The 21,516-nt window shown below is 63.3% G+C and carries 17 protein-coding genes and 1 pseudogene; 16 read left to right on the plus strand and 2 right to left on the minus strand.

Going from position 1 to position 21,516, the window contains the following annotated elements; genetic code table 11:
- Positions 1-71: 71 nt before the first annotated feature.
- From BM013_RS17910 to BM013_RS41255, 14 genes are all read left to right on the plus strand, one after another.
- Positions 72-755 (plus strand): TerC family protein, encoded by a 684-nt coding sequence (locus tag BM013_RS17910; RefSeq protein ID WP_093128982.1) that lies wholly within the window; start codon positions 72-74, stop codon positions 753-755.
- A gap of 28 nt (positions 756-783) precedes the next feature.
- Positions 784-1,593 carry a Stp1/IreP family PP2C-type Ser/Thr phosphatase gene (locus BM013_RS17915; RefSeq protein ID WP_093128983.1) on the plus strand — a complete coding sequence of 270 codons (810 nt, stop codon included), beginning with the start codon at positions 784-786 and terminating at the stop codon, positions 1,591-1,593.
- Positions 1,594-1,659: 66 nt separating this feature from the next.
- A complete protein-coding gene (locus BM013_RS17920; RefSeq protein WP_093128984.1) occupies positions 1,660-2,325 on the plus strand; it encodes an FHA domain-containing protein in 666 nt (221 codons plus the stop codon).
- A gap of 48 nt (positions 2,326-2,373) precedes the next feature.
- Positions 2,374-4,626, plus strand: coding sequence for a CHASE2 domain-containing protein (locus BM013_RS17925; protein WP_093128985.1), 2,253 nt, complete (start codon positions 2,374-2,376; stop codon positions 4,624-4,626).
- A 29-nt stretch (positions 4,627-4,655) separates the two neighbouring features.
- Entirely contained in the window at positions 4,656-5,459 is an 804-nt protein-coding gene (locus BM013_RS17930) for a 3',5'-cyclic-nucleotide phosphodiesterase (RefSeq protein ID WP_093128986.1), read from the plus strand.
- Positions 5,460-5,665: 206 nt separating this feature from the next.
- Positions 5,666-6,136, plus strand: coding sequence for a pilin (locus BM013_RS17935; protein ID WP_093128987.1), 471 nt, complete (start codon positions 5,666-5,668; stop codon positions 6,134-6,136).
- A gap of 293 nt (positions 6,137-6,429) precedes the next feature.
- Entirely contained in the window at positions 6,430-8,163 is a 1,734-nt protein-coding gene (locus BM013_RS17940; protein ID WP_093128988.1) for a PglL family O-oligosaccharyltransferase, read from the plus strand.
- A 167-nt stretch (positions 8,164-8,330) separates the two neighbouring features.
- Positions 8,331-8,783 carry a type IV pilin protein gene (locus BM013_RS17945; RefSeq protein WP_093128989.1) on the plus strand — a complete coding sequence of 151 codons (453 nt, stop codon included), beginning with the start codon at positions 8,331-8,333 and terminating at the stop codon, positions 8,781-8,783.
- Positions 8,777-9,367, plus strand: coding sequence for a GspH/FimT family pseudopilin (locus BM013_RS17950; RefSeq protein WP_093129149.1), 591 nt, complete (start codon positions 8,777-8,779; stop codon positions 9,365-9,367). The genes BM013_RS17945 and BM013_RS17950 overlap by 7 nt, the downstream gene beginning before the upstream one ends.
- A 17-nt stretch (positions 9,368-9,384) precedes the next feature.
- Positions 9,385-9,909: a PilV family protein gene (locus BM013_RS17955; RefSeq protein ID WP_143098293.1), complete on the plus strand. Its 525-nt coding sequence runs from the start codon at positions 9,385-9,387 to the stop codon at positions 9,907-9,909.
- 10 nt (positions 9,910-9,919) lie between these two features.
- Positions 9,920-11,119, plus strand: coding sequence for a PilW family protein (locus BM013_RS17960; protein ID WP_218153663.1), 1,200 nt, complete (start codon positions 9,920-9,922; stop codon positions 11,117-11,119).
- Positions 11,116-11,691 (plus strand): pilus assembly PilX family protein, encoded by a 576-nt coding sequence (locus BM013_RS17965; RefSeq protein ID WP_093128992.1) that lies wholly within the window; start codon positions 11,116-11,118, stop codon positions 11,689-11,691. Before BM013_RS17960 ends, BM013_RS17965 begins: the two co-directional genes overlap by 4 nt.
- 10 nt (positions 11,692-11,701) lie before the next feature.
- The gene (locus BM013_RS17970) at positions 11,702-18,427 is read left to right on the plus strand and encodes a PilC/PilY family type IV pilus protein (RefSeq protein ID WP_093128993.1); all 6,726 of its coding nucleotides are present in this window, start codon (positions 11,702-11,704) and stop codon (positions 18,425-18,427) included.
- 38 nt (positions 18,428-18,465) lie between these two features.
- Positions 18,466-19,212 carry a TonB family protein gene (locus BM013_RS41255; RefSeq protein WP_177225495.1) on the plus strand — a complete coding sequence of 249 codons (747 nt, stop codon included), beginning with the start codon at positions 18,466-18,468 and terminating at the stop codon, positions 19,210-19,212.
- A 28-nt stretch (positions 19,213-19,240) separates the two neighbouring features.
- Here BM013_RS41255 and BM013_RS17980 read toward each other — a convergent pair whose 3' ends face one another.
- Together BM013_RS17980 and BM013_RS17985 are read right to left on the minus strand one after the other, a co-directional pair.
- On the minus strand, positions 19,241-19,576 hold the full coding sequence (locus tag BM013_RS17980) for a hypothetical protein (RefSeq protein ID WP_143098294.1): 336 nt from the start codon (positions 19,574-19,576) through the stop codon (positions 19,241-19,243).
- A 56-nt stretch (positions 19,577-19,632) separates the two neighbouring features.
- A pseudogene (locus tag BM013_RS17985) lies at positions 19,633-19,776 on the minus strand (cyclic pyranopterin monophosphate synthase MoaC); the annotation flags it as partial.
- A gap of 259 nt (positions 19,777-20,035) precedes the next feature.
- Here BM013_RS17985 and BM013_RS42210 point away from each other — a divergent pair.
- Together BM013_RS42210 and BM013_RS17995 are read left to right on the plus strand one after the other, a co-directional pair.
- A complete protein-coding gene (locus BM013_RS42210; protein ID WP_093128995.1) occupies positions 20,036-20,320 on the plus strand; it encodes a type II toxin-antitoxin system HigB family toxin in 285 nt (94 codons plus the stop codon).
- An 11-nt stretch (positions 20,321-20,331) separates the two neighbouring features.
- A complete protein-coding gene (locus BM013_RS17995) occupies positions 20,332-21,516 on the plus strand; it encodes an ImmA/IrrE family metallo-endopeptidase (RefSeq protein WP_093128996.1) in 1,185 nt (394 codons plus the stop codon).

Genomic DNA, 21,516 nt, shown 5'->3' on the forward strand with positions numbered 1-21,516 from the left:
GCAGAAATAAAAAAGCGCCCGCACTGGATTGCGGGCGCTTTTTTCAAATAAAACACAGTGGGATCAGAGACATGGAACTCCTTCAAAGCACAGATTTCTGGATAGGTCTGCTCAAGATCGTCTGGATCAACATCATCCTGTCGGGCGACAACGCCGTCGTGATCGCCATGGCGGCGCGATCGCTGCCGCCCGCGCAACAGAAAAAAGCCGTCATGTTCGGCTCGGGCGCGGCCGTGGTGCTGCGCATCGTGCTCACGGTGGTGGCGGCCAAGCTGCTGGCGCTGCCGTTCCTGCAGGTCATCGGCGGCCTGCTGCTGCTGTGGATCGGCACGCAACTGCTCAGCGGCGACGACGAAGGCGAAGGCGAATCGAAGGAATACGGCAGCATGATGGTCGCCGTGCGCACGATCCTGCTGGCCGACCTGGTCATGAGCCTGGACAACGTGATTGCCGTCGCGGCCGCCGCGCAGGGCAGCATGGTCCTGCTGATCCTGGGCCTGGCAATCAGTATTCCCTTGGTCATTTTCGGCAGCACCCTCATGATCAAGCTCATGGAACGCTTCCCGATCATCGTCATGCTGGGCGCCGCACTGATCGGCTGGGTCGGCGGCGAGACCATCGTGAGCGACGTGGCACTGCGCGACACCCTCGCGGCCAACCCCTGGTTGCACTACGCGGCAGCTGCCGCCGGTGCTTTGTTCGTGGTGGCCGTCGGCCGCATGCTGCAACGGCGCGCGCACGCCGCTGCGCACTGAGTCACACAGAAGTCGGCGCTAGCAAACCATGGCGAGTGTCGGCGTTTCCCTGTTCTCCACCCGTCCACCGCTGAGCTGGGAATTCGCCGCCCTGACCGATGTCGGGCGATTGCGTTCGCACAACGAAGACGCCGTCCACGTCGATTCCGCGCTGGGGCTGGCCCTGCTGGCCGACGGCATGGGCGGCTACAAGGGCGGCGAGGTGGCGAGCGCCATGGCCGTCTCGCTGCTGCACGCCAGCTTCGGCCGGTGGTTCGCCCAGGCCGGCATGCAGGCGCCGTCCCGTGTGGTCCGGCGCGCGCTGCAGGCCGCCACCGACGAGGCCAACGGCTCCATCCTGCACGCCAGCACGACCAACCCCGAGCTCCAGGGCATGGGAACCACGCTGGTGCTGGCGGCGTTCCGGCCGCAGCGCGTGGTGGTCGGCCACATCGGCGATTCGCGTTGCTACCGCCTGCGCAACAACAAGCTGGAACTGCTCACGCGCGACCATTCGCTGCGCCAGCAACAGCTCGACGCGGGCGCCATCACGGCCGAGGAAGCACTGAATTCGCCCACCCGCAACCTCGTGACCCGCGCGGTCGGCGTGGAAGCCCAGGTGTCGCTCGAAATGCACGAGCACAGCGCAAGGCCGGACGATCTGTATATGCTTTGCTCCGACGGTCTGAGCGAGATGATCACGGATGAGCAGCTTTTCACGCTTCTGATGCACGATGTCGGGCTGCAGAAAAAAGCTTCACTTTTGGTTGCAATTGCAAACGACAATGGCGGCCGTGACAATATTTCGGTTGTTCTGGCAAGGGCCAGCGTTGAGGAAACTTCCCGCGCGGCCAAGTAGCAAGCCCGGACGGCACCCCGCCGTCCTGGTCGATTTCGTTCAAGCTTTGCACTCGGAGAGTCGGCAATGCCGAAGATGATCATCTCGGTCGATGGCGTTGTCATCGGGCAAGTGGCGCTCGCCAAGGAACGCACGACCCTCGGCCGGCGTGCCTACAACGACATCGTGATCGACAACCTGGCGGTCAGCGGCGAGCATGCCGTGCTGCACATGAGTGGCGGCGAAGTCGAAATTGAAGACCTCAACAGCACCAACGGCACCTACGTCAATGCGCTCGCCATCCAGAAGCAAGCGCTCAAGGACAACGATGTCATCGAGGTTGGTGGCTGCCGCATCCATTTCCGCGCGCGCAGCAACCTGGCCGTCGGCCCCGGTTCGGCGCGCTCGGCAACGCCCGAGTTCCCTGGTGGCGGGGGCGGCGCCGGCATGCCGATGTCTTCGGCGCCCACGGAGTCGGGCGCGCTGGTCGAGCTCGGCATCCCCGTGCTGCGGGTGCTTTCCGGCGTCAACGAAGGCCAGGACGTCGCCTTGCAGAAGGTCGTCACCACCATCGGCAAGTCCGGGGACGCGGTGGCGGTCGTCACGCGCCGGCGCCAGGGTTACGTGGCCGCGGGCGTCGAGGGCAATGTCACGCTCAACGGCCTGCAGCTCGGCACCGAGGCAGTGGCGTTGCAGGAGCGCGACGTGCTCGAGCTCAGCGGTGCCACCCGCATGCAGTTCGTTCGCATCTGAGTCTTTTTCCTTGGCTTGCCGCGGCCAAGCCCGCCTGGACGGGATGCCGTGAGCGAGCTGCGGCGGCACTGGCCGCGCATTGCCGTCACCTTGCTGCCCGTGCTGCTGGCGCTGGCGCATGCCACCGGCCTCTGGCAACTGAGCGCGATCGAACGCCTTGACCGGCTGATCTACGACATCAGGCTGCGCGCCACCATGCCGCGCACGCCCGATCCGCGCGTGGTGATCGTCGACGTCGACGACGACAGCCTGTCGCGCCAGGGCCAATGGCCCTGGGCGCGCGACAAGATCGCACGTCTCACCACCGAGCTGCTGACTCGCCAGCAGGCGGCCGTGATCGGCTTCGACGTGATGTTCCTCGAGCCCGACCGCAGCTCGGGCCTCGACCGGCTGCGCCAGATCGCGAGCGGGCCGCTGAAGGACATGCCCGGCCTGGCATCGGAAGTCGAGCGGCTGGCCCCGACGCTGGACCACGACGCCACCTTCGCCGAAGCCCTGAAGGGCCAGCGCGTGGTGCTGGGCTATTACTTCACCCGGTCGGAGACGCCCAGCGCCAAGGGCCGATTGCCCGTGGCGCCGCTGGTGGCCGGCGACGCCTTCCCGGCCGGCGGCGTCTATGCCACGGCCTGGAACGGTTTCGGCGCCAGCCTGCCCGCGCTGGCGCAGGCCGCGCCGGCCGCGGGTTTCCTCAACACGCTGGTCGGCGCCAGCGGCGACGGCGTGATTCGCGGCGTGCCGCTGCTGGCCCGCTACGAAGGCGCCCAGGCGCAGCCCGGGTACTACGAATCGCTGGGCCTCGCGGTCTACAGGCTGGCGAACGGCGAGCCCGCGGTGCGGCCCGCCTTCGCGCCAGGCAGCGCACCGGCCCGGCTCGAGTCCCTGCGGCTCGGCCGGCTGCGCATTCCGGTCGACCAGACCGCCAGCATGCAGGTGCCGTTTCGCGGACCCGGCGGCGCGGACGGCGGGTCGTTCCGCTACGTGCCGGCGGCCGACGTGCTCGAAGGCCGGCTTGCAGCGGGCGAACTGAAAGACAAGATCGTGCTCCTGGGCGCCACCGCGCCGGGGCTGCAGGACCTGCGCGCCACGCCCGTCGAAGCGGCGTTTCCCGGCGTGGAGGTGCACGCCAACATCGTCTCGGCCCTGTTCGACCACCGCCTGCTCAGCGTGCCCGACTACGCGCCCGGCTACGAAGTCTTGCTGATCCTGGCGGCGGGACTGGTGCTCGCGTTCGGGCTGTCGATGCTGTCGGCGCCGCGCGCGCTGCTGCTGGCCGCGGGCACGATCGCCGCGCTCACAGGCGTCAACGTCTGCCTCTACCTAGGCCATGGGCTCGTCCTGCCGCTGGCGTCGGCGCTCGCGATGACCGCGCTGGCCTTCGCGCTCAACATGAGCTGGGGCTACTTCGTCGAGTCGCATGCGCGGCGAGGGCTGGTGCGGCTCTTCGGCACCTACGTGCCGCCCCAGTTGGTCGACGAGATGATGGTGCACCCCGACCGTTACAGCATGCGCGCCGAGAGCAAGCCGATGACCGTGGTGTTCTGCGACATGCGCGACTTCACGCGCCTGTCGGAGCAGATGGCGCCGGCGGAGCTGCAGGCCTTCCTCAACACCGTGTTCAGCCGGCTTACCGACGTCATCAGCGCCCACCGGGGCACCATCGACAAGTACATGGGCGATTGCGTCATGGCCTTCTGGGGCGCACCCATCGACACGCCCGACCACGCAACCCTTGCCGTGCGGGCGGCCCTGGGCATGGCCGACGCCGTGCGCGACATCAACCAGGCCCACCGCGCCAGCGGCCGGCCCGAGATCAGCGTGGGCATCGGCATCAACAGCGGCGTGATGAGCGTGGGCGACATGGGCTCGACCGCGCGCCGCAGCTATACCGTGGTCGGCGATGCAGTCAATCTCGCTTCCCGGCTGGAGGGCTTGAGCGGACACTACGGGGTGGAAATCGTGGCCAGCGGCGCGACACGCGAGCTGGCGCCGGACTACGTCTGGCAGGAGCTGGACAGCGTGCTGGTCAAGGGCAAAGCCCAGGCCGTGGCCGTCTTCACCCCCTTGGCCGCGCGCACGCCCGAGGCGGTCGAACAGGCACAGCAGATGCTCGCCCGATGGGCCGAAGTGCTTGCCGCGTACCGGCGCCAGGACTGGGCCGTGGGCCGCAACCTGCTCGCCCCGCTGCTCGTTGCCGATGCCAAAAAAGTCCTTTACCAGCTCTACGCCCAGCGTTTAGCCTCGATGGCGTTGCGGCCGCAAGACCCGAATTGGGACGGCGCAACCCGGTTCGAAACCAAATGACGACAGACACACACAAGGGGTCTCTCACAATGCAGGTTCGTGTGCTGGGTTGCTCGGGCGCCATCGCCAAGGGCTGCCGCACCACGTCTTTCCTGGTCGACACCGACCTGCTCGTGGACGCGGGTACGGGTGTCGGAGACCTCACGCTCGACGAAATGGCCGGCATCGACGACGTCGTGCTGACGCACTGCCACCTCGACCACATCGCCGCGCTGCCCCTGATGCTCGACGCCGTCGGCAGCCGCCGCACCCGTCCCCTGCGCGTGCATGCGCTGCGCGCCACCATCGAGGCGCTAAGGGCGCATGTGTTCAACAACGTCATCTGGCCGGATTTCGAGAGCATTCCGAGCGCGGATGCGCCGTTCGTCAGTTTTCACGACATCGTGGTGGGCCAGGTGCTGGATCTGGGGAGCCGCGAGCCCAAGCGCATCGAGGTCCTGCCGGCGGTGCATACCGTGCCGGCCTGCGGCTTCGCTGTGCGGCGCGCCGAAGGGGGCGCTCACTGGGTCTTCAGCGGAGACACCGAGCGCAATGCGCCGTTCTGGGACCGGGTGAACGCGCTGGACGTGGCGATGCTGGTGATCGAGACGGCGTTCAGCAGCAGGGAGCAGGCGCTGGCCGAACGCAGCTTGCATCTGTCGCCGGCGGTGCTGGCCGACGAACTGGCGCGCATCGATCCGGGCAAGCAGTTCCCGATCTACATCACGCACACGAAGCCCGCGGAGACCGAGGAGATCATGAGCCAGATCGACGCGCTGGTGGATCACCAGGTCGCGGGGCTGGCGCACAGGGACATCCGGTGGTTGAGGGCGGACGGGGTGTTGACGTTTTGAGTTGGTTGGAAAGAGGAGGTGACAAACTTGTCACCTTTTGTCTCGTGCGAGAGCAAGAAGTGTCACTCGCTGTAACTGAAGTGTGAACAAAATCACTAATCCCGAGATGTAAGCGATTGAAAACAGGCTGGCACGGATGCTGCGGAAGGTACTCCGCTCCGGGCAGGTTCCCGGGCGTAACAACCAACCAACCTGGAGTTAGTTAAATGAACCGTCGTACCATCGCTCGCCGCGCACAGGCCGGCTTTACCCTTATCGAATTGATGATCGTTGTGGCGATCATCGGTATCTTGGCTGCTGTGGCTCTGCCGGCATATCAGGATTACGTTGCCAAGTCGCAAGTTGCTGGCGGCCTTGCGGAAATTACTCCCGCCAAGGTGAACATCGAAGACCGCATTGCCTCGGGCACGCCGCCCGCCAATGTCACCGATATCGGCCTGAATACGCCAACGAAGCGCTGCGCGATTACCATGACTGGCTTCACCGGTGCCACTGCCCCTGCAAACTCGGGTGGCACCATCGTTTGCACGCTTATTGGCAACGCCCAAGTGAATGGTCAAACCATCACTTGGACTCGCGGCGCTGACACCGCAGGCACTGGTGGCACGACAGGTACTTGGGGTTGTGCTACCTCGGTGGCCGTCAAGCTGTCGCCTAAGGAATGCCCGGGTGTCTAATTAGCTTGGTCAATTATTAAGCCGCCTCCGGGCGGCTTTTTTCGTTTGAGTGCCCTTAGTGGGTCGTGTTAATTTAAAAAAATGGAAATCAACTTTAACAAGTCGGCTGGCTAATTCAGGTGGGAGAGCAATCCCTCGTTGCCTACCTACGGACGAGCCGAGGGGGCTTGCTTTCGCTTTCTATCTCGTCTAGCGCTTGGTCGGAAACCAGTTTCCGTTTGATATTGAACCTAAGGTCTGAAAGTCACGCGCATCGCTTCAAAGAAGCGCTAGGCTCGTGAGCAAGATCGGCCATGAAATTCGCTCTGCTGCCACGGTTTGCCACTGAGAGTGCCTCGCTGGATGCCACCTCGGCTTCCGGCAGTGCTCTGATCGCGTTGCCCTTCATCTTCCCGGTCGTTGCAGGCCCTTCTGTCAACGTTTGGCAGCAGTTGGTGTCGTGGCTGTCCATCGCGCTTTTGCTGATCCTGGTCAACGCGAGCGTCCTCCAGTTGAGCGGCCGGGTAATGGCTTGCCTCGCCGTGGTCGCACTCCTTGTCGCCGCTTCTCTCGAAGCAGGGCTCGGTCTCAGTGCCCGCAGCCCCGCCGTGCTCGCCATCTTTGCCGCCGTTATGGCCGCCTGTCTTGGTTCGAGCCTCGCGCACTACGGCGCCCGCTGGCATGCGGTTCTTGCCCAGGGTTTGTTGGGGGCAGGGCTCATCAGCGCCGTGCTCGGCCTGTTGCAGTACTTCGGGTTGGCTGATCGCTTGGAGCCTTGGACAAGCGCGCCTGCGGTCGGACAGGCTTTCGGCAATCTGCGCCAGCGCAATCAGTTCGCCAGCTTGATCAGCATGGCCCTGATTTCCGCGCTCTGGCTTTATGCGGCACGCAGAAGCACGGGCCGCCTCAGGCGCCTTGCCTGGCTAGCGGCAATCGCCCTGCTGGTGGTGGCGGCCGCCGCTTCTACGTCGCGGACGGGCCTGCTCGAATTTCTGCTCATCGTCGGCGTAACGGCCTGGATGGCGCGGCGGGAGCGACGCGAGCCGTGCCGGAGTGCGGCGAATCCAAACATGCCATACCGCCTGCCCGTCCCGATGGCGCTGCTGTGCTTGGTCCCCTTGTACTTCCTGTCCGCCTGGACGCTGCCGCAACTCGTCGGCGGCGCGGGCGAGAGCATGGCGCAGCGCCTGAGCGAGGGCGCGCCAGTGGGCCACAGCCGGCTGATTCTTTGGCACAACGTGCTGACCCTCATCGCGGAGCATCCGTGGCGCGGGTGGGGCTGGGGCGAGCTGAGCTTTGCGCACTACATGCACAGCACGCTGTATCCCGGGGCGCGCTTCGTCGAGATCCTCGACAACGCCCACAACCTGCCGCTGCATCTGGCGGTCGAACTCGGCATTCCCGCCGCAGTTCTGATTTGCGGTGGATTTCTCTGGTTGGTGGTCACTTCGCGACCTTGGCTCGAGCGCGATCCGTTCCGCCTCATGGTGTGGGGACTGCTGGGTGTGATCGTGCTGCACAGTTTGCTCGAATACCCGTTGTGGTACGGGCCATTCCAGATGGTCTTCGGTCTTTGCCTCGGGGTGCTCTGGTCTGCCAAGCGAACTGAATCGGCTCGATCCTCGCGGTGGGCATCGGCTCTGTCGATGGCTCCGGCCGTCGGGTTGATTGCCATCGTCTGCTATGCAAGTTGGGACTACATTCGCATCAGCCAGATCTACCTGCCTCGCGAGGAGCGGCTGCCCGCATACGAGCAAGACACCCTCGAAAAGTTGAGCGGTTCGTGGCTGTTCGCCAATCAAGTGGCTTTCGCCAAACTCACCCTCACCGCGGTGACCCCCGCCAATGCGCTGGAAGTTCATGCGCTGGCTCTGCGGCTCCTGCACTTTTCCCCCGAGCCTCGCGTGATCGTCAAGCTGATCGAAAGCGCCGAGTTGCTGGGCATGCACAGCGAGGCCCGGCGTGAGGCAGAGCGATTCAGCGTTGCATTTCCGCATCAATACAGGTCTTGGATCGAGGGCAAGTCCGTCGATTCACTGGCGCCTTGATCGCTGCTGCGGCGCAACTTCTCAGGGCGATGCCTAAGGCCATACCGACGCGACAAGCGGCATTTGTTTCCGGATAAGCGGTTTTTTACGGAACGTAAAGAAGCGTAAGCTAAGACACAAAGATACACATTTGTGTCTGCTGCTCTCAGAGCGCTCTTGGGCCCGTCATGACCTTCTACAAAACCCGTTTCCGCAGTGCCGGCTTCACGCTGATCGAAGTCATGATCGTGGTCGTGATCATCGGCATTCTGGCCGCGATCGCGATCCCGCAGTACTCGGATTACGTGCGGCGTGCGCGGGTATCTGAAGCGTTGGGGCTGCTGGCTGGCATGCGACCGCGGATGGAGCAGTTCTTTCAAGACAATCGCACGTACGCGGGGGCTTGTGATCCCGGAACGATTGCAACGCCACCCAGCGCCACCAAGGGGTTCGGGTTCGCATGCTCGGGCCTCAGTGCAACCGCATACACCGTGACTGCTACAGGTCTGGACAACACGAGTACCAGCGGGTTCGTTTACACCTTGACAGCCAGTGGAGCCAAGGAAACCACCGGCCTGGACGCCGGCTGGACTGGTGCCCTCCAAGGCTGCTGGATCACAAGCAAGGGTGCAACATGCTGAGATCCGCTCGCGAGAGCGGGTTCTCGCTCATCGAGCTGATGGTGACGCTGGTCATCTTCGCGGTGATGGCTGCCATGGCTGCGCCATCGATGCGCCAGTACGCCGAGAACATGAAGACCCTCGCCGCTGCGGAGGCTTTCTCTGCCTCGTTGCAACAAGCGCGTGCCGAGGCTCTTCGCAGGAACATTCCCGTGGAGCTGATCCTCACCACCGCTTCCCCGGTGGAGGCCAATGTCGAGACCACGGCGTTGACGACCAGTGGCCCCAACTGGATGGTGCGCCAGACACCCGAGACGACCGAAGACCCGCATGTGTTCATCCAAGGCAAGGTCGGCGCCGAAGGCGGCGGGCGTGCCGGGCAGGGAACCTCGGTCGTCATCAATGCGGATTTTTCCAGCATCCGCTTCAATGCGGCGGGTGCGTTGGTCGGCGCGCTTACCAAAGTCAACTTCGAGCAGCAGGGCGGCACTTGTGTCGAAGAAGGCGGCTCGGCTCGCTGCCTGCGGGTGGTCGCCAGCGCGGGCGGCCAGGTGCGCTTGTGCGATCCGGCTGCCTCGAGCGCAGGGGACACACGCAAATGTTGAAGTCGCATTCCAACCCGATGCTGCGTCGCATCCCTGCGGCGCGAGGCGCAGTGCGCCAGCGCGGCATGTTTCTCATCGAGGCCGTGGTTGCCATTTTGCTGTTCATGCTCGGCATCCTCGGCATGGTGGGGCTGAGCGCGCAGGCAGTCTCCACGCAGTCCGATGCGGAGTACCGCACCCTGGCTGCGCAGTGGGCGAGTCAGATCGGTCAAGAAGCCTGGATCAGTGCCAGCCGCGCAGGCGTGGATCGCGATGCGCGTGCCGCGGCGTTGCTGGCCTCGCTGGCTACCTTCGAACATCAGAAGCTCGGAGATGACTGCGACTTCTCGGGCGGCCCTTCGATCAATGCGGTGGTGACTTCCTGGGCGGCGGCGGTGCGTGACGCGCCCAATGGCGGCTTGCCCGGCTCGACGGAGTCCATGCAGCAGATCCGCATCGATTCGACCGCCGATGGTCACAACAAGATGACGATCACGGTGTGCTGGCAAGTGCCATCGAATCCGAAGAAGCGTCGCCATGTGTTTGCCACCCTGATCAACTGAAATGAGCACCGTGCGCAAAGACGACTTGCAAACCTGTTCGCCTTCCCGGCCCGGCCACGCGCGTCGGCAACGAGGCGTGTCCCTGCTGGAACTGATGGTCGGCCTGGTTGTCGGGCTGATCTGCGTGCTCATCATCGTGCAGTTGCAGACCTTGTGGGACGCACGCAAGCGGACTGTCGGGGCAGGCAACGACGCTCAGATCAGCGGCACCCTGGGCGCTTTCGCGCTCGACCGCGACCTTCGACTGGCGGGCTTCGGTATCGGCACGGCGGGCGGCGATCCTGCCGACCCCACCACCAGCGTGATGGGTTGCAATGTGAATGCGGTCAACACGACCCTCACGGAACAAAACATCGGCTTCAAGCTTATCCCGGTCGAGATCGTCAGGGTGACCGACAAGCCTGACGAGATCCATGTGCTCTACGGCAACTCCTCCTATTTCGTTTCCAGCCAGCCGATCGTGTCGTCGACGGCGGAGTCGAACTCGCTGAAGTCGCGCGAGGGCTTTCTTATCGGCGACAAGGCAATTGTTGCCAGTACGGCCTCCGGCAAGGTGTGCCATCTGGTCGAGATCACCGGGCTTTCCACTGCGGATCCGAATGCCATCGAGCACAAGTCAGGCTTGATCTATACAACCAACCAGGGCCTGATCAAGACGGCCGTCATGAACAAGACGGGCGGCACGGATACCGACATTGCCTCCGGTGTCATGTTCAACCTGGGGCTGGCGCCTTCCCTGACGGTGTGGTCGGTCGACCCGAGCCGCCAGTCGCTCACCCGCTACAACCGTCTCTTCGAGAACCCTGTGAGCGCGTCCGACGTGGTCACGGACGTCGTCACGCTCAAGGCGCAGTACGGCTATGACGCCTCGGGCGACGGCGTCATCGGCGCTGGTGAGTGGTACGACACGCTGCCCACCGGTGCTGACTACGTTCACTTGCTTGCCGTGCGCTTCGGCCTGCTGATTCGCAGCCGGCAGTACGAGCGGCCGAACGTGGAATCGAGCCCGCCGGTGCCGGTAACCGCGTCGGCGCCGAAGTGGGCCAACGGCTCGATCGCCTTCGCGATGAGAAACGTCGACAACACCAACGATTCGGGTGCTTCTGCCATTGCTGGCGAAGCCGCCGCCAACAACTGGCGCAACTACCGATACCGGGTGTACGACACGGTCGTGCCGCTGCGAAACATGATCTGGGGGGTGGTGCCATGAGAACAAGCGGCGCGCGCGGGCAATCGCGCACGGGCAAGCAACGCGGCGTTGTCCTGATCATCGCGCTGGTTGTGCTGGTGGTCATGACGATCTCCGGGTTGCTGATGTTCCGCACCACCAGCACCGGCGTGGAGATTGCCGGCAACGTCGGTTTCAAGCAGAACGCCACCTCGCTGGCCGATCTGGGTACCGAGGCGGGTTTCAAGTGGGTCTATGACCAGCGCACGACCCCCAACGTGCTCAACGCCGACATTCCCGACGCGGCGTACTTCGCTACCTGGGACGATGCGTTCAACCCGATGACCTTCGATTGGTCCACCGCCAAGGAAGCGACCGCCGATGACGGCACGGGCAACCGCGTGCGATACGTGATCCACCGGCTCTGTGCGTTGCCGGGGCCGCCGAGCGATACGACACAGAAGTGCGTCATTCCGCAATCAACCACCGGGCTGGGCACGGGCGGCGGCATTGGCGGTGGCTTCTCGCGTCCCAAGTCGCCCTACTACCGCATCACCGCCCGCGTAGACGGGGTACGCGGCGCTGTCAGTTATACACAAGTAATCATGCTATGAGGGCAGGGAAATGAATCGCTCCAAGGGTTTTGCGGTTGTCGTGTCGGCCATTGCCGGTGCGCTCCTGTGGGGGAACGGGGCGTCGACGACTGACGTGCAGGCGGCGCAGACGCAACTGTCCACCGTGCCCGTTGCTGGCACGGGGCAGGCCGTGCCCAAGCCTAACGTCATGCTGTTGATGGATACATCGCGGTCCATGGCCTTCACGCACATGCCCGACGAGCTGGAGTTTCCAGGCGGCAACCCAAGCTATGAGATGCCCATCGGCTACCGCAGCGCGCAATGCAACGCCCTGTACTACGATCCGGCCAAGGTCTACGAGGTGCCGCGCGGTGCCGACGGCTACTACCTGGTGAACCCGCCGACCAACGTCGATTTCGGTGCGGCCCGTTACGACTTCTACTCGACCGGCACCACCAACACCAACCTCGCGACCAGTTTCAGGGCCTACGACCGCAACACGCGTCAGTTGCAGGTCGCGAACGACGCCGAGGACCCGGCGCAGCCCGCTTACTACTACACGTACGAAGGCACGCAGGCACTGCGTTATGACGCCGCGCCCTGCACCGACATGGAGAGCGTGCGCTTCGCTGGCGTCGACCTGAAGCAATCGAATGTCACGGCCAACACCACGGGCGGCTTGTGGCGCCGCAAATTGGTCACGTCCCGCTCTGGCACCGGCGCAGCAGGCACCGACGAACTACGCAACTTTGCGATCTGGTACACCTTCTACCGCACCCGCATGGCGATGGTGAAGAGCAGTATCAGCCTCGCATTCAACCCGATCAACGACGGTTTCCGCGTCGGCCTGGTCAGCATGAACCCGCTGCGTGACTCGGCCAATGCCGACAGCGGCGTGAACCCCACCAAGTACCTGGCCATCGACGACTTCAACGACACGCAAAAGGCCGCGTGGTACGCCAAGCTGTACGGGCAGACGCCCGACGGCTCTTCTCCGGCACGCGAAGGGCTGGCCCGGGTTGGTCGCCACTATGCCGGCCGTGCGGACGGCATCAACATCGACATGACGCCGGACCCGGTGAGGTATACCTGCCAGCAGAACTTCACCATCATGACCACCGACGGCTACTGGAACACCGCGCAGGAAACGCGCGGTCCGGTGGGCATTGACGGCACGACGCGCGTCGGCAACCAGGACGGCAACCTGACCCCCAAGACGATCCTGGATCGCTTCGACCCCTTGCTGTACACGCACCGTCCGATCTGGGACGGCACAACCTCCGGTAGCCGCACGGACACGACCACGTCGTCGATGAACCGCTACCAGCCTTGCGACAGCGGCGAATTCTTCCGCACGAGCACCGTTGTTTCCCGCTCGACCTCGCAGCCGACCAAACGCACCCAATCGCTGACCAAGATCACCGAACAGGTCTTCGCCTCGACCACCCAGACCAGCCGCTCGACCACCCAGGACCGTCAGACCACGGTTGCTGAAACTCGCCAGAGCCTGCAGGCCCTGTCAAGCACGCAGCAGCAGACCCGTTCGACGCGACAGGAAATGCAGAAGTCCGATTGGTTGGTCAGAGGCATGAGCAGGGTGTATGCAAGCACCACGCAGGTGCTGCAGACGACGTCGTTCACGCAAAAGACCGTCGTCCGGATCCAGCAACGCACGCGCACGCAGACTCAGACGCAGACGAGGGCCTGGCGTACCCAGGAGCAGACGGCCAAGACGACGTTGCAGCAACTGCAGAGCACGAGCCAGATGCAGAAGACGGACACGCTGACGCTGCTGTCCACCAACCAGCCGCTGGTGACCAAGAGCTACCAGATGCAATCGACTCGCCAGGAGTTCCAGCGCACGACGCAGACACTGGCCTACAACGGTTCCACCGAGACGACGACGCCTGTGGCGTCGTGCACCAACAGCGGCAACATCACCTGCCTGACGCTGACGACGGGTCCGACGGCCGTCGCTTCATGCGCGGCGCAGTCGCCGAATTCCGGAAACAACTACCTCACGCGCACCTGCGATGCGCCGGTGTTGACCGGCCCGACGGCAGTGCAGACCTGCTCCGCGCAATCCGCCGGCGCGGGCAACAGCTACACCACGACCACTTGCGCGACGCAAACGACGGGCCCGACGGCGGCCGCCAGTTGCGCCGCTGCCAGCCCGAGCGCCAGCAACGGCTGGGCGAACGTGACCTGCTCGGCCAACACGACCGGGCCGACCGCTGTGACCTCGTGCACGCCGGGCACCAACGGCAGCTTCGTCACGACCTCTTGCAATGCCACGCCGACGACCACGGGCGTGCTCACCTGCACGCCCGGAACCAATTCCTCGACGAAGGTTGTCACCACCTGCAACCAGCAAATGACCGGTCCGACCGGTGTGGCTTCGTGCTCGGCTTCGTTGCCCACGTCGGCCAACGGCTACACCACGACCACGTGCGCGTCGACGCCCGTCAACAGCTTCGTGCCGAAGGCATCCTGCACTGCGGACAGCCCGAGCGCGGGCAACAGCTACACGACCACGACCTGCAACACGGCCACCACAAGCCCGCGAACGGCCGTGGCCAGTTGCACGGCGGGCTCGGGGAGCTCGCCCACCTACGTCGCAACCTTGTGCGAGACGGAGCAGATCACCACGAACCAGGCCGTCGCCAGTTGCACCGTTGCGGCCGCCGCTCTCGGGAACGGCTACGTGACGACGACCTGCGGCGGTACCGCTTTCTCCGGTTGGTCCAATGTGGCGAGTTGCACGCCACAGTCGCCTTCGTCGGCCAACGGTTTCCTCGAACGGGAATGCCAGGACAGCGCACCCGTGATCACGCAAGTCCTGCCGTCGCAGTGCACGGCGGGTACCTCCGGCAATGGCACCAAGACCACTTGCGTGGCGGTGACCCAGACCGATGTTCCCGTGGCATCGTGCGTGCCCAACACCACCGGCCCGAGCTTCGTGAGCTGCCGCACCGTCACCACGCCTGAGACGCTGGTTGCAGCGTGCACGCCTGGTGGCAACGCAAGCACCAACTACGTCATCACGGCCTGCAGGACCGAAAACCTGCCAGACCAGAATGTCGGGACCTGCGCGCCGCAAGCCGCCGGCCCAGGCAATGGCAACACGACCACGACCTGCAACGCGGCCACCCAGACGGTGCCCGTGGCACCCAACTCTTGCGCGCCTCAGACCGGCAACGCCGGCAACAACTGGGTGACCATCAGTTGTCCCGCGCCGGTATTGACAGGACCGACAGGCGTGGCGCTGGGCAGTTGCACGGCCGTGGCTGCCAGCAATGCCAATGCGTGGACGGCAACGACCTGCGCGATGAACGGGCCGACGACGCCCGCGCCGGTGGCAAGCTGCACGGGCGGCATCAGCGGCAATTTCACAGTGACGACCTGCAGCACCAACAACTCGGCGGTGACCAACGTGACCCCGGGGTCGTGCACGGCACAAGCGCCTACTTCTGGCAATGGCTTCACCACGGTGAAATGCACGCCTTCCAGCACCACCGCTGGCGTCGCTGCCGGCAGCTGCTTGGCACAAACCCCGTCGGCGGGCAATGGCTTCAAGCAGGTGACCTGCAACACGGTGAACACCGGGCCGACCTTCGTCGCCCAGGGCACCTGCACGGCCGGCACGAGCGCGGACTTCACCACCACGAGCTGCAACACGGTGAACACCGGCCCATCGCTGGTGGCTGCTTGCACGGACGGTGTCGACGCGAACTTCAAGACCACCTCCTGTTCGTACAACACCTCGCAGCCCCAGCAGCTGACGCCGGGTTCCGCGTGCACCAGCGAAGCACCGACGAGCGGCAACAATTTCACGCGTACCACTTGCAACGCAAGCGATACCACCGTAGGTGTTGCCGTGGGCGCTTGCGTGCCTTCGCCGCGTGGTGTGCTGCCCATCGTGACGTGCGACACGGCCAGCACGGCGCCCACACCGGTGGCCGCTTGTACGCCAGGCACGGACGGCAACTTCCTGACGACCACCTGTTCCACGGACACGGTCGGACCGGACCGCGTGACGAGTTGCTCAGCGATTGCACCGACGGCCTCCAATGGCTATCGCACGACGGCTTGCGTCGCCATCCCCGGCACGAAGGTGCAGCGTCGCACGCAGACGACGGTCGCGACCTACGACGTGAGCGGCGACACCGCCATCACGGCCAGCGAACGCGACAAGACGACCACGGAGACGGACTGGGCTGACGTCGGTATTTGCTACGCCAGTCCGGCATCGCCGCCTGTGGTCGATGTGTCGGGCGCATGGGGTGGAACGACGACGAGCAAGGGACCGGTGACGGGCAGCGGCACGGCCGGCAGTGTCGATTCGCTGGCGGACGTTGCGCAGTACTACTACATCAACGACCTGCGCCCTGGGATGTCGAACGACATTCCGCGACTGGGCGAAGGCATCGAGGACGACCGCGCGCCGTGGCAACACATGACGACCTTCGTCGTGGGCCTGGGCGTCTCCGGCAACCTGAACTATCAAGAGAATTACAAGAGCGCGATCGCCGGCGATTTCTCGAAGATCCGCAGCTATGAGAACACGCCGCCCGTGAACTGGCCGATCTGGCCGAACGGCACCAACCTGTCACAGCTGCAATACAACGACCCGCGTTCCATCGATGACTTCTGGCACGCCGCCGTCAACGGCCGAGGCAAGTACTTCAGCGCCCGCGATCCACAGACCGTGGTGGACGGCCTGAAGGAAGCGCTCTCAGGCATCAAGGCGCAAGCCGGTGCCGGCGCAGGCGCGTCGGTCTCCAGCCTCACGCCGACGGCGGGTGACAACGTTGCCTACACCGCCAGCTTCACCACGTTGGACTGGACCGGTGAAGTGCAGGCACAAGAGCTTGACACCGTCACCGGCAGTCTGTCGACAACGGTAAGGTGGTCCGCCCGCGGGCTGCTTGACGCCAAGGTGGGCGACGAGTGCGATAACCGGAAGATCTACGCACGCGATCCGGCGACGCGCGCCCTGGTCAACTTCACCTGGAACACCAAGGCCTGTGACACCACCAGCGGGCTGCCCACGGGCACCGCGACTACCGGGCTGAGCGTCGCCATGCAGGCTGCATTCACCAGCACGGCCATCACGACCGGCCTGAGCCAGTACCCGTTCATGAGCGACGGCAGCTCCGGCACCGTCGATCAGCGCAGCGCTGTCACCGGCGCGAACCTGGTGAACTACCTGCGCGGTCAGCGCAAGCGGGAAGGCTACGTCTACAACACGACCAAGCTCTATCGGGCGCGGGCGCATGTGCTGGGCGACATCGTCAATTCGCAACCGGCCTTCGTGAAGGCTCCCAACCAGTTCTACCAGGACGCCGGCTACGACACCTTCAAGACCACGAACAAGGCACGTACGCCCATGGTGTACGTGGGTGGCAACGACGGCATGCTGCACGCCTTCTACGCACCGGCGAATTCGACAGACTCGAACTACGCCAATGCCGGCCAGGAAGCATGGGCCTTCGTTCCGCAGGTGGTCATGCCCAACATGTGGAATCTGGCCGACATGAACTATGCGGACAAGCACCAGTTCTTCGTGGATGGCTCGCCGATCTCCGGCGACGTGTACACCGGCGGCCAGTGGAAGACCATGGTTGTCGCCGGCCTGGGTCATGGCGGCAACGGCTACTACGCGCTGGACGTCACCAATCCCGCTGCGCCCCAGGCGATGTGGGAGTTCAACATGAGCACCGCATGCGCGAGCGCCGCAATCGGCTCGACCGCGGATTGCAACGTGGGGTTGACCTACGGACGCCCCATCATCACCAAGCTGCGCGACGGCACCTGGGTGGTGCTGGTCACGTCCGGCTACAACAACTCGGTCAGGGGCGATGGCCGCGGTTATCTGTATGTGCTGAACGCCGGCACCGGTGAGATCATCCAGCGCATCGCGACCTCGGCGGGCGACACGGCGACACCGAGCGGCCTGCGAGAGATCAATATCTTCGTGAACAACTACGCGTTCAACAACACGGCAGAGCGCGCCTATGGCACCGACCTGCTGGGCAACGTCTGGCGCTTCGACATCAACAACGTCATTGAGCCGACGGGGTACGAAGCGGCGCTGCTCGCCACGGCGAAGGACAAGAGCAGCAACCCGCAGCCAATCACCACGCGGCCGCAACTGGCCGAGGTCAATGGGACCACCATGGTGATTGTGGCTACGGGGCGGCTGCTGTCCACGGACGACCTGACCGACACCAGCGCGCAGACCGTCTACGCGTTCCAGGATGCCCTGGCGGTTGCGAATCCGTCGGTCTACACCGACCTGCGTACCGAGCTGAAGGGCCTGGAGATGGTGCAGACCGGCTCGGGCAGTACAGCGACGCGCACAGTCCAGTGCGCAGCCACCGGTGCGGGCGCATGCACGCAAACCAAGGGTTGGTACATCGACCTGCCCGACAACGGCGAGCGCGTGAACGTGGACATGCAAAGCGTTCTCGGCACCTTGGTGTTTGCGTCCAATGTGCCGAGCAACACGATGTGCTCCGGCGGCGGCTACAGCTGGCTGAACTATGTCGACCTCATCACGGGCGAGCCTGTCAGCTCCAGCGAGAACCGGGTGACGTCGGTGCCGTTCTTCAGCAATTCGGTGGTGGTGGGGCTGGGCGTGATCGGACTGCCCGACGGCACGTTCCGGGCCCTTGGGCGCGATGCGTCGGGCAACACCCGCTCGGTGAACATTCCGGTCGGCAGCCCGCCGCCGCAAGGCAAGCGCATCAGCTGGCGCGAGCTCGTGCGTTGAGGTTGGTCCCGGCGCCGCGCCGGTCCCTGTCCGCCGCGGTGCTGGGGTCGGTCGCGCTGCACGCGGTGTTGCTGTGGGGCGTGTGGAATCGTCCGCACGTCGCCTCGCAGTCGAAGGTGAAGGTGATCGAAGCGCGGTTGCTGGTCTCACCTCCATCGCGGATTGAGGCTCCGGTCAGCGAGCCGTCTGCGCCATTGCCATTGCCATTGCCGGAGAGCCTGCCGCAGACGAATGCGAGTCCGGCACCTGTACCGCCGTTGGGCGAGCCGCGTGCGCAAGTGCAGGCCCGCACGGCGCCGGTGGAGCCGGCACCTGTTGCTGTACCGCAGCAGGAAAAGGAAGTGCCCGCCGAGGTGCCGCAGGCGCGGGCGGCCCAGCCGACGCCACCGACACCCGTTGCCCCCGATACTGGCGTTGCTGCGTCGGCTTCGGCAGCGGTCTATCTGCCTGCTTCCGAGCTCGATCCACCTCCGCGCCCACTCACCGAGATACAGCTGGCGTACCCTACCAATGCCGGCTTTCGTTCGGGCCAAGTCGTGTTGGATCTGTTGATTGGCGCCAGCGGTGCGGTAGAGGATGTCAAGATCATCGAGGCCACGCCAGTGGGCGTATTCGAGGCCTCTGCCATCTCTGCCTTTGTCGGTACGCGTTTCGTGCCAGGCATGCGAGCCGGCATAGCCGTGGCGGCTCGCATGCGGGTGGCCGTTCAGTACAGCGCCACGGGCATGGGGGCGACTGTCTCTGGTACCGGTGCGCAGTTGCAGCAGTCGGCTCCTGCGCGCTGATCGCCTGCGGCGGACAGCGCGCGCTGCGTCAGAACTTCTTGAAGCAGCTGGGCGCGCCCATTTCCTTGAGTTGCGCACAGGGCATCACGCGGGTGGTATTGGCCTGGTCGTCGTAGAAGATGACGCCGAAGTCCGCGTTCTTGCCGCTGCACTTCACGTTCCACACCGCCGCCTTGTCGAGCAGCCCCTGGAAGAACACGCGCTGCACCGCGGGGCACTCCGCGCCGCTTTGCTGCACCAGTGCGGCGGTGAAGTTGCGGCGCCCGTTGTCGGACATTGCGTCCACCTTGTCGCTGAGCGTGTTGGCGAGGGCGGCATTGGAGAGGAGAGCGACAAGGCTCACCAGGAGTAGAGACTTCGGCATTTGGAACCCAGGAAGAAAGACCTTCGGATCATACAAATCAACGATGGCAATGGGCCTCAATCCTGAGCCACCCAACTCCCCGACTTCCCCCCATGCTTCTCCACCACATGCACATCCGTGATCCGCATCCCCCGGTCCACTGCCTTGCACATGTCATAGATCGTGAGCAGCGCCACCTGAACGGCGGTCAGCGCCTCCATCATTTTCCTTCCGGATCAATGGGTTAGAAGCGCCGACGCTTCCCACATACGCGTGCCTAAAGACTAAAAAACTCAATCCTCGCCCCACTGGGTGGGACAAAACTGGGACAGGAAATCTGCGCCAGTATCCAATGGTAGACCATCAACGGGGCGCCGCTCTAACGTTGCTTCAATAGCGGAGGTAGAAGCAGGTTGCCCCAGAAGATTCCCAATCCGAGAACCGTTGTTCCCATTTTGGGAACTGTGCTAGGATCGTTGCATGGTAGTTCTCGGCTGCGATCTTCTGACAAGGCTAACCCGTGAGGTCCCTAGTGCCCACACGGCTGTCGCTCTATGGGTGGCAGTGGCAAAGCATTCTTCTTGGCAAGGACATGCGGATGTGATGGCTTCTTTCCCAGCCGCAGTTTTCGTGGCTCCAACACTTGCCACATTCAATTTAATTAACGTGGGATGCACTCTCACTGTGCAAATCGCGTTTAACTCTGGGGTAGTTATCGTTTTGGCCGCTAATTCGTTTGAGAACACTGTCGGGAACGGACTGTGACACTAAATTTCATGGAATTGCGAGTAATTAAAGATGAGGTGCAGTACGCTGCGTTGCTTGATGAGGCAAAGGAAATCGCTTTGGCGGACCCCTCGAAAGGGTCGCCTTCCGCTGAAAGACTGGAAGTTATTTCGTTGTTGCTTGAGAACTATGAGTCCACACGCTTTCTCTTAGAACGACCGGACCCAATCGATGCGGTGGTATATAGAATGGCCGAGTTGGGATTAAAGCAAAAGGATTTCGCGGATATTATCGGCAGTCGTAGCCGCGCATCCGAAGTTTTGGCTAGAAAGCGGCCTTTGACTTTGGAGATGATTAGGTCAATTCATGAGCGACTTTATATTCCCGCCGAACTTCTAATCGGGCAGTCGCGTGAAGTCGGAGTTACAGTCGAAGAGGACTGGACGCTATTCCCTCTTAAAGAAATGAAAAAGCGTGGTTGGTTTGAAAACGAAGAGGGAAAGACCGGCGAACAACTAATCAAGTCTTTTTTTAGCCGCACTTCTTCGAATTCCGCGCCGGTAATGTTGCGAAGGTCTTTGGCTGGAGATTCTGGCGCAAGTGATTCGCACGCTCTTTATGCTTGGATCGCACGAGTGCTTATTCGGGCGAGAGAGTTGAAGCGCAGTGATATTCGCTACGTGTCCGGTTCAATTACTGACGAATTTCTGCGGCAGTTATCGAAGTTAAGTGGCTCTGAGCAAGGTCCACTTTTGGCGAGAGAGTTTCTGGCGATGAAGGGCGTTGTGCTTGTGGTCGAGCCTCATCTTCCAAAGACCCACCTCGATGGCGCTGCAATGTTAGATGAGGATGGAACTCCAGTCATTGGCATGACGTTACGTCATGATCGAGTTGATAATTTTTGGTTTACCTTGATGCATGAGTTGGTGCACGTGCAACGTCATCTCGGGAAGGGGACTGCTTTCGTTGACGATTCTGAATCTGCGGGCCGAGATAAGACTGAAACAGAGGCAGATATTTTTGCGGCGGAGGCATTCATTCCGCGGCAAATTTGGAAGAGTAGTGATGCATATAGGCTAAAACGCGCTGACTCAGTGAAGGCTTTGGCCAGTTCACTAATGATTCATCCGGCAATCGTAGCTGGGCGCATTCGTAGAGAAACAAATAACTATAGAATTCTTAAAGAATTCGTTACTGCAGGTGGTCTTCGGGAGCTGTTCGGTCTTCACTCTTAG

The organism is Variovorax sp. OK605, from assembly GCF_900115445.1.
Taxonomy (GTDB): Bacteria; Pseudomonadota; Gammaproteobacteria; order Burkholderiales; family Burkholderiaceae_C; genus Variovorax.

Excerpts from the sequence above, each read along its gene's own strand:
- BM013_RS17910 (WP_093128982.1), top strand. The coding sequence starts at position 72 with ATGGAACTCCTTCAAAGCACAGATTTCTGGATAGGTCTGCTCAAGATC.
- BM013_RS17915 (WP_093128983.1), top strand. The coding sequence starts at position 784 with ATGGCGAGTGTCGGCGTTTCCCTGTTCTCCACCCGTCCACCGCTGAGC.
- BM013_RS17920 (WP_093128984.1), top strand. The coding sequence starts at position 1,660 with ATGCCGAAGATGATCATCTCGGTCGATGGCGTTGTCATCGGGCAAGTG.
- BM013_RS17930 (WP_093128986.1), top strand. The coding sequence starts at position 4,656 with ATGCAGGTTCGTGTGCTGGGTTGCTCGGGCGCCATCGCCAAGGGCTGC.
- BM013_RS17935 (WP_093128987.1), top strand. The coding sequence starts at position 5,666 with ATGAACCGTCGTACCATCGCTCGCCGCGCACAGGCCGGCTTTACCCTT.
- BM013_RS17940 (WP_093128988.1), top strand. The coding sequence starts at position 6,430 with ATGAAATTCGCTCTGCTGCCACGGTTTGCCACTGAGAGTGCCTCGCTG.
- BM013_RS17945 (WP_093128989.1), top strand. The coding sequence starts at position 8,331 with ATGACCTTCTACAAAACCCGTTTCCGCAGTGCCGGCTTCACGCTGATC.
- BM013_RS17950 (WP_093129149.1), top strand. The coding sequence starts at position 8,777 with ATGCTGAGATCCGCTCGCGAGAGCGGGTTCTCGCTCATCGAGCTGATG.
- BM013_RS17955 (WP_143098293.1), top strand. The coding sequence starts at position 9,385 with ATGCTGCGTCGCATCCCTGCGGCGCGAGGCGCAGTGCGCCAGCGCGGC.
- BM013_RS17965 (WP_093128992.1), top strand. The coding sequence starts at position 11,116 with ATGAGAACAAGCGGCGCGCGCGGGCAATCGCGCACGGGCAAGCAACGC.
- BM013_RS17970 (WP_093128993.1), top strand. The coding sequence starts at position 11,702 with ATGAATCGCTCCAAGGGTTTTGCGGTTGTCGTGTCGGCCATTGCCGGT.
- BM013_RS17980 (WP_143098294.1), bottom strand. The coding sequence starts at position 19,576 with ATGCCGAAGTCTCTACTCCTGGTGAGCCTTGTCGCTCTCCTCTCCAAT.
- BM013_RS42210 (WP_093128995.1), top strand. The coding sequence starts at position 20,036 with ATGGTAGTTCTCGGCTGCGATCTTCTGACAAGGCTAACCCGTGAGGTC.
- BM013_RS17995 (WP_093128996.1), top strand. The coding sequence starts at position 20,332 with ATGGAATTGCGAGTAATTAAAGATGAGGTGCAGTACGCTGCGTTGCTT.